The organism is Saccharomonospora azurea NA-128, from assembly GCF_000231055.2.
GTDB lineage: Bacteria > Actinomycetota > Actinomycetes > Mycobacteriales > Pseudonocardiaceae > Saccharomonospora > Saccharomonospora azurea.
In genome coordinates, this window is record NZ_CM001466.1 from 2,629,993 (window position 1) to 2,641,926 (window position 11,934).

An 11,934-nucleotide genomic window follows, 5' to 3' on the forward strand; every position below is an offset into this window, starting at 1 on the left:
CGACTCGGCGCGGGACGCTCCTGCGGCGCCGCGGCTCGCTGCGACGGCCGCTGGAACACACGCTCGGGTGGCCGGTTCGAGCTCGCCTGTGCGGCCTCCGGCTCGACCGGCTCCGACGCGGGCTGCTGACTCTGCTGCGGCGCGGCGGGCACTCCGGCGGCCAGGCGGCGTTCCATCCGTTCGAGCCGCTGGAGCACGGCGCCCTCGTCGGTGGCGACCTCAGGCAGCAGCATCCGTGAACACAGCAGTTCGAGCACCAGCCGCGGCGAGGTGGCGCCCCGCATCTCCAGCAGTCCGTTGTGGAGGATCTCGGCGTAGCGCGTCAGCGTGCCGGGCTGCAGGCGTTCGGCCTGCCCCACCATGCGTTCGATCTGCTCCTCGGGGGCCGACACCATGCCGTTGTCGGCCGCCTCGGGCACCGAGCGCAGCAGGATCAGGTCGCGGAAGCGGTCGAGCAGGTCGGTGGCGAAGCGGCGCGGATCGTGTCCCGCCTCGGCGAGCCGGTCGATGGTGCCGAACACGTTGGTCGCGTCGTCACTGGCGAGCGCGTCCACGACGGCGTCGATGAGCGCCGAGTCGGTGACGCCGAGCAGTGCCACGGCGCGCTCGTAGGTGACGCCTTCCGGCCCCGCTCCGGCGAGCAACTGGTCGAGCACAGACTGGGTGTCCCGGGCCGACCCGCCACCCGCGCGGATCACCAGCGGGTACACCGCGGGCTCCACGGACACGCCCTCCGCGGCGACGTTGCGCTCCAGCAACTCCCGCATGGCACTGGGCGGGATGAGCCGGAACGGGTAGTGGTGCGTCCGCGAGCGGATGGTGGTGAGCACCTTGTCCGGTTCGGTGGTGGCGAAAATGAAGATCAGGTGCTCGGGCGGCTCCTCCACGATCTTCAGCAGGGCGTTGAAACCCTGCGGCGTGACCATGTGGGCCTCGTCGATGATGAACACCCGGTAGCGCGACTCGGCGGGCGCGTAGAACGCGCGGTCGCGCAGCTCACGGGCATCGTCGACACCACCGTGACTGGCCGCGTCGAGCTCGGTGACGTCCACGCTGCCCGGGCCCTCGGGAGCGAGCGCGCGGCACGGCCCGCACTCGCCACACGGGTCGGGCGTCGGCCCCTGCACGCAGTTCAGCGAGCGGGCCATGATGCGCGCACTCGACGTCTTGCCGCAGCCGCGGGGCCCCGAGAAGAGGTAGGCGTGGTTGATGCGGCCGGAAGCCAGCGCGGTGCGCAGCGGTTCGGTGACGTGCTCCTGCCCGACGACCTCGGCGAAGGTCGCCGGCCGATACTTGCGGTACAGCGCTAAAGCCACGACGCGAGCGTACCGGCAGGTCCCGACGTTCGGCCCGTACCCTGCACGGTCACGGCGGCGGCGGGTGGCAGGGGGCGGGAGTCGAGGGAATGAGCATCACAGCGAGGCTGACCGTGATCGGTGACGGCGAGAGCTACGACGGAGGGGGCACCGTCCTCGACACCGCGATGACGGTGTCAACATCCTGGCGAAAAAGGGGACCCCCGCACCCGTCAGAGCCTGCTTATCCTTGCTGCCTTCCGGCCCTGGGGAGGTTCACAGGGTGGACGCCGCGGGGGTCCACCGTCAGTCTAGGCCACGCCGTCGTCCTGGATCGAGCCCGGGTCCGCCGCTTCGCCGCGTTCAGCGTTGCGGCAGGTCGAACTGCCCCGCCTTCACCGCCGCCAGGAACGCCTCCCACTCGGAGTGGCGGAACACGAACACCGGACTTCGCGCCAGTTTGGTGTCGCGCACGCCGACCTTGTCGTCGGCGAGGTTCACCTCGACGCAGTTGCCCCCGTTGGGCTCACTGGCGAAGGACTTGCGCCAGTTACCGGGGTCGAACAAGCTCACGGCCGTCGTCGGGTCGTAGTCCCCGTTCCCGGCATAATCGACCATCGCCTACCTCCGCACCCGGTGCGGACGACCCGCACCCTGTTGTCGCCCTCAGTGACATTTGTCGTCGCAGAGCCCGAAACCCCTCGAACGGATGCGTCCATCCGTGCGACTTTCGACGTCGCGGGTCGACAACACGATTATTCACGAACTAGGATTATTACTAGTGGGTAGGGATCACCACACGCGAGCGGGGTCGATCTTTATGAGAGATCGGCAACAACTCCGGGGGATGGAGCAAGCATGGCCGTACGACTCGACGTGGAGCCGCTGATGAGCCGGCGGAGAAACGAAGAATCGGAATCCGACATGGTGACCACACCTCGTCGCACCCGACTCAACCTCAACTTCGTCAAGCTCTCGACCCGGAAGAAACCCGCGTCCCTCCTCTTCGTCGACGACCCGCTGGCGCTGCGCTACCTCTGCCGAGCCTAGGGGCCGCCGGCGCGGATCAGTCGAGGGCCTCGCGGTACTCCAGCGCGAGCTGCTTGAGAAACTGGCGGGTCTCCTGGCGTTCCAGGGCAGCGCCCCGAAGCCGGTCCCACGAGTCGACGAAGATCTGGAAGTCCTTCATGTCGTCGAGGTAGAGCCCTCCGGCGGAGTGCTCGATGTAGACGAAATCGCGGGTGCGGTCCGGGAACCGCATGATCGTGAAGTCGTTGGGCACCGAGGCCAACTTGGCGCCGAACGGCAGGACGTGGACGTACACGCGCTGACGCTGGTCCAGCTCCAGCATGTGCTCGATCTGGTCGAGCATCACCGCGGGCGCGTGTCCGCCCGGGGCCCGGCGCAGCGCCGCCTCACTCAGGATGAAGCGGTAGTACGGCGGCTGCTGCTGGTCGAACACGGCCTTGCGGTCGAGCCGGTTGCGCACCAGCGCCGTGATGTCGGTGGCCCCGAACTCCGTGAACTGCTTGAGCATGTAGTGCTCCGACTGCAGCGGCCCGGGAATGCGCTCGCAGTGCCACGTCAGGATCTCGGCCGCGGCCGGTTCGAGGTCGGTGAACGTGCGAAACCAGTGCGGAACCACCGAGCGGTAGCCGGACCAGCGGCCTCGCTGGCCGGCGGCCGATCTGGCCATGTCGATCAGAGTCTCGGCCTCGTCGCCAGTCACGCCGTACGCCTCCAACATCCTGCGCACGTCGCCGAGCTTCGCACCGACCGCGCCTGACTCGATCTTGTTGACCTTCCCCTGCGTGCAGCCCAAGATCTCGGCAACCTGCTGCTGGGTGAGTCCGGCGGACCGACGCGCATGCCGGAGCTCGTTGCCGAGTTGTTTTCGACGGGAAGTGACGGTGCTGGCCATGGCGCGATGACGTTACCGCGTTCAGCCGCATGAGTGAAATCACCTCACAGGCTGGCTTTCGGATCTTCCGACGGACACGCTGCGCGACGACCCACGACGAACGCCGTCCGCGTAGGGTCGGATTCATGACCTCGCAGACGGCCAGAGCAAGCATCGGCGTCACCGGACTCGCGGTCATGGGCCGCAATCTCGCGCGCAACCTCGCGCGCCACGGACACACGGTCGCCCTGCACAACCGGACGGAACAGCGAACACGTGACCTCGTCGAGCAGTTCGGTTCCGAGGGCGACTTCGTCCCCACCTACTCCGCCGAGGAGTTCGTGCGGGCGCTGGAGCGACCGCGCAAGCTCGTCATCATGGTGAAGGCGGGCGCACCGACCGACGCGGTCATCGACGAGTTCGCTCCGCTGCTCGAACCCGGCGACATCGTCATCGACGCCGGCAACGCCCACTTCGCCGACACGCGCCGCCGCGAGGCCGCGCTCCGCGAGCGGGGTCTGCACTTCGTGGGCACGGGCGTCTCCGGTGGTGAGGAAGGCGCCCTGCACGGGCCCAGCATCATGCCGGGCGGCTCGGCCGAGTCCTACGAATCGCTGGGGCCGCTGCTGGAGGACATCTCCGCGAAGGTCGACGGCGCGCCGTGCTGCACGCACGTCGGGCCGGACGGCGCGGGCCACTTCGTGAAGATGGTGCACAACGGCATCGAGTACTCCGACATGCAGCTGATCGCGGAGTCGTTCGACCTGCTGCGCGGCGCGCTCGGCCTCGAACCCGCCCAGATCGCCGAGACCTTCCGGACGTGGAACACGGGCAGGCTCGACTCCTATCTCATCGAGATCACCGCCGAGGTGCTCGCCCACACCGACCCGCACACCGGCAAGCCGTTCGTCGACATCGTCGCCGACGAGGCCGAGCAGAAGGGCACCGGCCGCTGGACGGTCCAGAACGGCCTGGAGCTCGGGGTGCCGATCACGGGCATCGCCGAGGCGACCTTCGCCCGGTCGCTGTCCGGACACGCCGGACTGCGCCAGGCGGCGCGCGGGCTCGCCGGGCCCGACCGCGGGTCCGCCGCACGCCAGGGTGTTCCCGAGAGCTTCGCCGACGACGTCGAGCAGGCTCTGTACGCGTCCAAGGTGGTGGCCTACGCGCAGGGCTTCCACCAGATCCAGGCGGGCAGCGCCGAGTTCGGCTGGAACATCGACCTCGCGTCCGTGGCCGCCATCTGGCGCGGCGGCTGCATCATCCGCGCGACCTTCCTCGACGACATCCGTGCCGCCTACCGCGCCGAGCCCACGCTTCCCACGCTGCTGACGAGCGGCGGGTTCCGCAAGGCCGTCGAGGACGCGCAGGACGCGTGGCGGTCCGTGGTGGCCACGGCCGTCCGGCTGGGCATTCCGACGCCGGGGTTCTCCACGGCACTCGCCTACTACGACGGGCTGCGCGCCGACCGGCTCCCGGCGTCGCTGATCCAGGGCCAGCGCGACTACTTCGGGGCGCACACCTACCGCCGCGTCGACCGCGAGGGCAGCTTCCACACCACGTGGGCCACCGACCCGCGCGTGGAGCACGAGGCGTAGCGGCTCAGTCGAACGGCAGGCCGACGTAGTGCTCGGCGAGGCTGGTCGCGGCTGCTCTCGACGTCGTGAGGTTGTGCAGTCTCGCAAGCTGGAGTTTGCGGGCGAAGTCGTCGGCGGCCGGGTCGCGGTGCAGCAGGCCGGTCATCAGCGCGGAGAAGTGCTGCACCTGCCACACCCGTTCCAGGCACGACTCGGAGTAGCGCGTGACGGGGCGGGGGTCGGAGTGCCGCACCAGCCGTCGTAGCGCGTACGCGAGGCGGCGCACGTCGGCGACGGCGAGGTTCATGCCCTTCGCGCCGGTCGGGGGCACGATGTGCGCGGCGTCGCCCGCCAGGAACAGGCGGCCGTACTGCATCGGCTCGACCACGACGCTGCGCATCGGCGCGATGCTCTTCTCCAGCAGCGGCCCTTCACGGAGCCCGAACCCCTCGGCGGTCAACCGCAGCCGGCACTCCTCCCACACGCGGTCGTCGGGCCAGTCGGTGACCTCCTCGCGGGGGTCGATCTGGAGGTACAGCTGCGTCACCTCGTGGGACCGGATGCTGTGCAGGACGAAGCCGCGCTCATGGTTGGCGTAGATCAACTCGCCGTGCACGGGCGGAGTTCGGGCGAGCACGGCCAGCCATGCGTACGGGTAGTCGTGCGTGTACACCCTGGGCCTGGTCGCCGCGAGGGTCGCCCGGCTGACGCCGTGGGCGCCGTCGCACCCGGCCACCGCGAGACAGCGGAGTTCCCGGCGGACGCCGCCCGCGTCGGTGTACGTGATGCGCGGTCGCTCCGAATCGAGGTCGTGGAGCGCGACGTCGGCGACCTCGAACTCGATCGGCAGGCCCTTCTCCTCGTGGGCGTGAACGAGGTCCTTGACGACCTCCTGCTGCCCGTAGACGGTGGTGCACTTGCCCGTGAGCTCGGTCAGCGGGATGCGGTGGTCGCGCCCGTCGAAGCGCAGCGAGAACCCGTGGTGCATCATGCCCTGCGCGTCCATGCGCGCGCCGACACCGATGCCCCGCAACAGTTCCACGGTCGGGTGTTCGCACACACCCGCACGGACCCGCTGCTCGACGTGGGCCCTGCTGCGCGCCTCCAGCACGAGCGTCTCCACGCCCTGCAGGTTCAGCAGGTAGGACAGCAGCAGCCCGGCGGGTCCGCCACCGACGACCCCGACCGCGACGTCACGTGTGTTCGCCACCTCCCGACCTCCTGACACAACGCCGTGGGGGCCGGACCGGGAACGACGCCGTCCGTCACAGGCGGATGCCGACACCCGGTCGACTCCACTGCTTCGAGCTTCACATGTCGACCGGGTGCCGTTCAACAACCTCGCGTGCGGGGGTGTGCACGCGGGCGATTCCTACACCAGCTCGGGTGCGAGTGCCCACAACACCGTGCCGGACGAGACCCCCAGGTCGTTGCCGTCGAGCGCGACCACCCGCGCTCCGATGAACTCGCCCGTGCGGGGATTGAGGACGAGCTCCCTACGCTGTCCGATGTCGCTGTCGTCGACTCCCACCGCGACACCGGTGACATCCTCGTTCCCCACCAACGGAACGACCTTCAGCTGGCTCATCGTGACGCGCTCGTCCGTCACGTGGACCTCCGGCATCGCCGCGAGCTCCCCGAACATCGCCGCCCGCGCCTCCGGCGGCACCATTCCGGTGGTCAGCGCACGGATCGCCGTGTCGAACGCGTCGTTGGCGGCCTGTGGCTCACCCACCCGCCACGGCGTCTCCTTCGGCTCCGGCAATGCCTCGGCCAACCTCTGCAGGGGCCGGTCCTCGCCAGCAAGCTGCCGGTACAGCTCGGGCGCGTACCAGCCCCCCTCGTCCACGCACGGATCCCAGTTCCGCGCGCGGGTGCTGGCGCAGAAGAGACCCACCTCGTTCAGGTCGTCCACCTCGGGGGTGTCGCCGGGCTCGGGTCCGATCCACCTGAGCTTGGCGGTGATCCCGCTCTTGATCGTCCAGACGCGCCCGTCGTCCGAGGTCGCCTCCCGCAGCCGGGGTTGGCCCAGGACGCCGGTGATCGCGTCGCCGTCGAGCACGACATGGGACACGAACTCGTTCGCGCGGAGCTTGACCGGGTAGGTCATCTCGCCGGCGGGTGCGGTCCGCGCGGCGTCCGCCGCCCGCGACAGGACGTCGTGCGCCGGGCCCTCACCCGCCACAGCGGTGGTACTCGGCTGCGGCGAGGCCCCTTCGCCGGAAACCACCGACTCGGGGTCGCTCGGAAGCACGGACAGCGGCACGATCACCGCAGCCGCCACCGACGCCGCCGCGGCCATGATCAGCGATGTCCGCCTGAGCGCGGTCGGTCCGACGATCCGGAGAGCCGCCCGGCGCTGCCCGGGGCGCGCCTGTGCCCTGGCGGCCGCCAACACCCGGCTGCGCGCCTCCTCCAGCCGCGGCGGGTCGAGCCTCGGCTGGAGGTGCAGCTGCCACACCGCCTCGTCGAGTGCGGCGTCCGCCTGGTCGAAGCTCCGAAGATTCCGCTCGTCCGTCACTGCCGTTCTCCCGCCTCGTCCAGGTCCAGTACCGCTCTCAGCGCCCCCCGGACGCGATGCAGGCGCGAGCGCACCGTGCTCGCCGGCATGCCGAGCGCCAGCCCGATCTCGGTGGAGGTCAGTTGCGTCCACGCCGACAGCAGCAGGATGTCGCGGTCGGTGCGCGACAGGCGCGCGATCTTCGCCGCCAGTCGGCCGGCTCGCCGCTGTGCGTCCACCCGCTCGACGACCTGGGTCTCGATCGCATCGGTGATCGAGACCCGGACCTCCTCGGCCAGGTGCCCGGACATGCGCGCGGTCGCTCGCAACCCCCTCAGCTCCTTTCTGGTGTAGCCCCGCAGGACATTCGTCGCGATGCCGTACAGCCAGGCCCGCACCGGGCCACGACTCGGGTCGTAGGTCGCTCGCTTGCGCAGTGCCAGCAGGAACGTCTCCGCCACGACGTCGTCGGCGAGGTGAACCCCGACCCGGCCCGCGAAGTAGGAGCGCAGCGCAGGGGCGTACGTGTCGAAGAGCTGGGTGAAGAGCTCCTCGGGATCGCCCGCGGCGAGGTCCGGGTGGGAGCCGCCGCTGTCACATGCATGCGCCCGGTGTTCGGGCGCCTCGGCTTTGACGAACACAGGAGGACTCGTCCGTTGCGACCGACCGCGTCCCCGAGGACCCTTGTATATGTGAATCAAATCACACCAAGACGGGTGAGGGGACGCGCCACCGCCGCCCACGGACAACACGGATCATGTCGGAAAGAAGAGCGAGGTCCCCGCGCTGGCCCCTGAGCGCCGCCGTGGCGGCACTTGTCGTTCTCGCCACGGTGATCGCCGTCTTCTCACTCGATTCCGCGACGTCTCCGGCCATCGGCTCGCCGCCGCCCGGGTCCGCGAACGCACCGGCGAAGGCGCCCGCACCGACGCGCGCGTCCGGAACCAACCCGTCGGGTCCCTCCCCGCGCCTCGACCCCGCTCCCACGGCCGTCCCCTCCCGCCTGCCCGCAGAACTGCTCGACGGCCACGGCTTCGACGACGTCGGCGTGATGGTCGTCGACCGCGCCCGGCCGGGCGTCGTCCTGGCCCACAACGCCCACGAGCAGTTCACCTCCGCGTCACTGGTGAAGCTGCTCATGGCGTTCGAGGCCCTGGCACACGGCGAACCCGCCTCCGACGTCCACACCATGCTCGCCACGAGCCACGATCCGCTCGCGGGCGAGTACTGGGTGCGCTACGGCGGTTCCGAACTCGTCGCGAACTGGGCGCAGCGCCTCGGCCTGCAGCACACCACGCCGCCCGAACGCCCCAACATGTGGGGCGACACGCTCACCACGGCGGCCGACACGGTGGCGGTGTACGACTACGTGCTCCACGAGGCACCGCAACGGACCCGCGACGTGGTCCTGTCCGCGCTGCGGGCCGCCACCCCACTCGGCCACGACGGTTTCGACCAGTACTTCGGCATCCCCGAAGCCGCCCGGCGACAGGGGCTGTCCTTCGCCGTGAAGCAGGGTTGGGCGTGCTGCACCGACGACCGCATCCTGCACACGAGCGGGCTCGTGGGCACGGCCGGTGACCCGGACCGCTACCTCGTCGCGGTCCTCACCCGCAGTCCCCTTTCGACCGGGTACGACACGGCGTCGACGAACGTCACCGCCTTCGTCGGGCGGGTCCTCGACACGGCCGGTGTGGACCACGATCGACCTCATCCCCCGACAACCCCGGTTCGAGACCCCGACCCCGGGTAACCCGGTGCCATGTTGTCTTCCATCGCGCGCGGCGCCGCGGCAGGCGCCGCGGGAACCACGGCCCTGCACGCAGCGACCTATCTGGACATGACGCTGCGCGGACGTCCCTCCAGCAGCACACCGCAGCAGACCGTCGACAAGCTCAGCGAGGCCGCCGGGACGCACATCCCGGGCGACGCCGAACAGCAGGAGAGCCGCAAGTCCGGCCTCGGCGCGCTGCTCGGCATGGTCACGGGCACCACCGTGGGCGTCGGCTACGGGCTGCTGCACGGGATGGGGTGGCGTCCCCCGATGCTGGTCGGCGGAGTCGTGGCGACGGTCGCGGCCATGGTGGGGTCGAACGCGCCCATGACGGCGTTGGGAGTGACCGACCCCAGGACGTGGAGCACGTCGGACTGGCTCAGCGACGTCCTGCCGCACCTCGCCTACGGGCTCGTCACGGCGGCCACCTTCGCGATGACCGAGGACGACCACCGTGCCCGCAAGCTCCGCAGGCGGATGCGCAAGGCGATGCGGGGCGGCAAGGGAGCGAAGTCCAACGTGCGCGCCCTGGCACCCTGACCCGACCGCGCTTCCCGCCCGCCGGGTGCGGCCTCACCCCGACTCCGACATGAGGTCGCGCACCGCGTCGACCACCGAGTCGGCGTCGATACCGGCGTGACACAGTTGCTCGGCCGGCGTGGCCGAGCCCGGCAGGGCCAGCACTGCCAGCTTCAGCACCGCGGGCATCACGGTGGAACCGGTCAGCGCGTCGAGCACCGCGTCGCCGAGGCCGCCCTGGGGCCAGTGGTCCTCGACCGTGACTAGGCGCCCGGTGTCCGCCGCCGCCTGCCGCAGCGTCGCGACGTCCACCGGCTTGACCGAGTACAGGTCCACGACCCGCGCCCGGACCCCCTCGTCGTCGAGCAACTCGGCCGCGCGCAGCGCCTCGTGCACGGTGATGCCCGCGGCCACGATCGTCACGTCGTCGGCCGCGGACGACCGCAGCACCTTGCTGCCCCCGATCGGGAATGTCTCCTCCGGCCCGTACACGACGGGCACCTCGCCCCGGGTCGTGCGGAGGTAGCGCAGGCCGGGGTGTTCGGACATCGCCGCGGTGAGATGTGCCGTGGAGTTCGCGTCGCACGGGTAGAGGACCGTGCTGCGCCACAACGCCCGGAACGCGGCGAGATCCTCCAGCCCCATCTGCGAGGGACCGTCGGCACCGATGCTCACGCCCGCGTGTGACCCGACGAGGCACAGGCCGACCCCGCTCACGGCGGCCATCCGGACGAAGTCGTACGCGCGGCTCCAGAAGGCGGCGAACGTGGCGGCGAACGGCGTCCAGCCGCGCACCGCCAGGCCGACCGCCGTCGCCGCCAGCTGCTGCTCGGCGATGTAGCACTCGACGAACCGGTCGGGGTGTTCCGCCTCGAAGTAGGAGGTGCGCGTGGAGTCGCTGACCTCGCCGTCGAGCACCACCAGGTCGGGCCGCGCGTGCCCCATCGCGGCGAGCGCCTGGCCGAAGGCCGTGCGCGTCGAGACGTCGTGACCCTGCTCGTACACGGGGATGGCGAGATTCGACCCCGTCCCCGCGTCAGCGGGCCGGGTGGGCTGCTCGTACTCGGGCGCCGCCACGTCGACGCGGATCGCGCTGCGGCCACCCAACTCCGCGATGGCGGTCTCGGCGTCCGGCACCGGTTTGCCGTGCGCGCCCTCGGCGTCCTCCACGGCCCGCACACCCTTGCCCTTGCGGGTGCGCGCGAGCACCGCGGTGGGTCGGTCGCTCTCCGCGGCCTCGGCGTAGGCGGCGTCGATCTGGTCCACGTCGTGGCCGTCGATCTCGACGGTGTGCCAGCCGAACGCGGCGATCCGGCGGGCGTAGGCGGCGGTGTCCCAGCCGTGCCGGGTGGGCCCGCGCTGGCCGAGGCGGTTCACGTCCACGATCGCCGTCAGGTTGCGCAGCCGCTCGTGCCCCGCGAACTCGAACGCCTCCCACATCGAGCCCTCGGCCAGTTCGCCGTCACCGCACAACACCCAGACCCGGAAGTCCCGGCGGTCGAACCGCAGGCCCGCCAGCGCGATCCCGGCGCCGATGCCGAGGCCCTGCCCGAGCGATCCCGTCGCGACGTCCACCCACGGCAGCGCGGGCGTCGGGTGGCCCTGCAACCGGCTCCCGGAGGACCGATACCAGCGCAGCTCCTCCGACGACACCGCACCGGCCGCGACGTACATCGCGTACAGCAGCGGTGTGGCGTGCCCCTTCGAGAAGAGGAGGTGGTCGTTGGCGGGGTTCTGGGTGGCCTCGAAGTCGTAACTCAGGTGCCCGGCCAGCAACACGGCCATCAGATCCGCCGCCGACAACGACGACGTGGGGTGGCCGGACCCGGCGTAGTCCGCCGCCCGCACCGCGTCCACGCGGAGTTGCCTGCTCAGCGCCGAAAGCATGTCGTGATCCACCGTGGCGACGGACATGGCTGTCGCATACCCGCTGCGGGAGCGCCGGAACCCGGCCCGCGCCCGCGACGAGAACCGGATCGCGCGCCTGCTACCCTCTTCCGCGGAGGATTGGCCGAGCGGCCTAAGGCGCACGATTGGAAATCGTGTTGGGTGTGAAAGCCCTCACGGGTTCGAATCCCGTATCCTCCGCCATCACGACGCCGGGTTCCTCACCATGAGGGCCCGGCGTCGTCGCCTGTGCCGGCGTGTGTCGAATCTGTGTCTGGCCTTCCGCCGGGTCCTCACCCTCGTCGACGATCAGCGCCACCGCGGCATCCGGCACCGTGCGGGACCCGTGCACCGTCCACGACATCTGCGCCCAGCAACGTCTGGCTCATCCGGTGTGGTGTTCACCCCACGCAGCCTGGCAGTCCCAAGCCAATGCACTCGTTCGGCGGGACTGTGGTTGATCGGGTGATCACTAAGTTCAT

At 70.5% G+C, this 11,934-nt stretch carries 11 protein-coding genes, 1 tRNA gene and 1 other RNA gene; 5 read left to right on the forward strand and 8 right to left on the reverse strand.

The features are described from left to right. The 3 genes from SACAZDRAFT_RS23780 to SACAZDRAFT_RS11730 form a co-directional block, all read right to left on the reverse strand. Nucleotides 1–1,316: DNA polymerase III subunit gamma and tau (locus SACAZDRAFT_RS23780; protein WP_005441856.1), on the reverse strand; the 1,316-nt coding region annotated here is incomplete at its 3' end. 189 nt (nt 1,317–1,505) lie between these two features. Further along, an RNA gene (gene ffs / locus SACAZDRAFT_RS22115) (signal recognition particle sRNA small type) lies at nt 1,506–1,602 on the reverse strand. A gap of 56 nt (nt 1,603–1,658) precedes the next feature. After that, entirely contained in the window at nt 1,659–1,913 is a 255-nt protein-coding gene (locus SACAZDRAFT_RS11730) for a DUF397 domain-containing protein (protein ID WP_005441858.1), read from the reverse strand. Nucleotides 1,914–2,153: 240 nt separating this feature from the next. On the opposite strand from SACAZDRAFT_RS11730, the gene SACAZDRAFT_RS11735 reads away from it, so the two are divergent. Continuing rightward, the gene (locus tag SACAZDRAFT_RS11735) at nt 2,154–2,345 is read left to right on the forward strand and encodes a hypothetical protein (protein WP_005441859.1); all 192 of its coding nucleotides are present in this window, start codon (nt 2,154–2,156) and stop codon (nt 2,343–2,345) included. A 16-nt stretch (nt 2,346–2,361) separates the two neighbouring features. On the opposite strand, the gene SACAZDRAFT_RS11740 is transcribed toward SACAZDRAFT_RS11735, so the two are convergent. Then, a complete protein-coding gene (locus tag SACAZDRAFT_RS11740) occupies nt 2,362–3,216 on the reverse strand; it encodes a helix-turn-helix domain-containing protein (RefSeq protein WP_005441860.1) in 855 nt (284 codons plus the stop codon). Nucleotides 3,217–3,341: 125 nt separating this feature from the next. Between SACAZDRAFT_RS11740 and gndA the strand changes: the two genes are divergently transcribed. Beyond that, nucleotides 3,342–4,793 carry an NADP-dependent phosphogluconate dehydrogenase gene (gene gndA / locus SACAZDRAFT_RS11745; protein WP_005441861.1) on the forward strand — a complete coding sequence of 484 codons (1,452 nt, stop codon included), beginning with the start codon at nt 3,342–3,344 and terminating at the stop codon, nt 4,791–4,793. 4 nt (nt 4,794–4,797) lie between these two features. On the opposite strand, the gene SACAZDRAFT_RS11750 is transcribed toward gndA, so the two are convergent. From SACAZDRAFT_RS11750 to SACAZDRAFT_RS11760, 3 genes are all read right to left on the reverse strand, one after another. Beyond that, nucleotides 4,798–5,982: a 4-hydroxybenzoate 3-monooxygenase gene (locus SACAZDRAFT_RS11750; RefSeq protein WP_005441862.1), complete on the reverse strand. Its 1,185-nt coding sequence runs from the start codon at nt 5,980–5,982 to the stop codon at nt 4,798–4,800. A 162-nt stretch (nt 5,983–6,144) separates the two neighbouring features. Beyond that, complete coding sequence (locus SACAZDRAFT_RS11755) at nt 6,145–7,293, reverse strand: hypothetical protein (RefSeq protein ID WP_005441863.1); 1,149 nt, start codon at nt 7,291–7,293, stop codon at nt 6,145–6,147. Continuing rightward, nucleotides 7,290–7,913: an RNA polymerase sigma factor gene (locus SACAZDRAFT_RS11760; protein ID WP_005441864.1), complete on the reverse strand. Its 624-nt coding sequence runs from the start codon at nt 7,911–7,913 to the stop codon at nt 7,290–7,292. The genes SACAZDRAFT_RS11755 and SACAZDRAFT_RS11760 overlap by 4 nt, the downstream gene beginning before the upstream one ends. A gap of 164 nt (nt 7,914–8,077) precedes the next feature. On the opposite strand from SACAZDRAFT_RS11760, the gene SACAZDRAFT_RS11765 reads away from it, so the two are divergent. Further along, the gene (locus SACAZDRAFT_RS11765; protein WP_157607000.1) at nt 8,078–9,025 is read left to right on the forward strand and encodes a serine hydrolase; all 948 of its coding nucleotides are present in this window, start codon (nt 8,078–8,080) and stop codon (nt 9,023–9,025) included. Nucleotides 9,026–9,034: 9 nt separating this feature from the next. Further along, nucleotides 9,035–9,586: a hypothetical protein gene (locus SACAZDRAFT_RS11770; RefSeq protein ID WP_005441866.1), complete on the forward strand. Its 552-nt coding sequence runs from the start codon at nt 9,035–9,037 to the stop codon at nt 9,584–9,586. Nucleotides 9,587–9,619: 33 nt separating this feature from the next. Here SACAZDRAFT_RS11770 and SACAZDRAFT_RS11775 read toward each other — a convergent pair whose 3' ends face one another. Next, the gene (locus SACAZDRAFT_RS11775) at nt 9,620–11,479 is read right to left on the reverse strand and encodes a transketolase (protein WP_005441867.1); all 1,860 of its coding nucleotides are present in this window, start codon (nt 11,477–11,479) and stop codon (nt 9,620–9,622) included. A gap of 87 nt (nt 11,480–11,566) precedes the next feature. Between SACAZDRAFT_RS11775 and SACAZDRAFT_RS11780 the strand changes: the two genes are divergently transcribed. Then, nucleotides 11,567–11,656 (forward strand) — tRNA-Ser (locus tag SACAZDRAFT_RS11780). Nucleotides 11,657–11,934 lie beyond the last annotated feature (278 nt).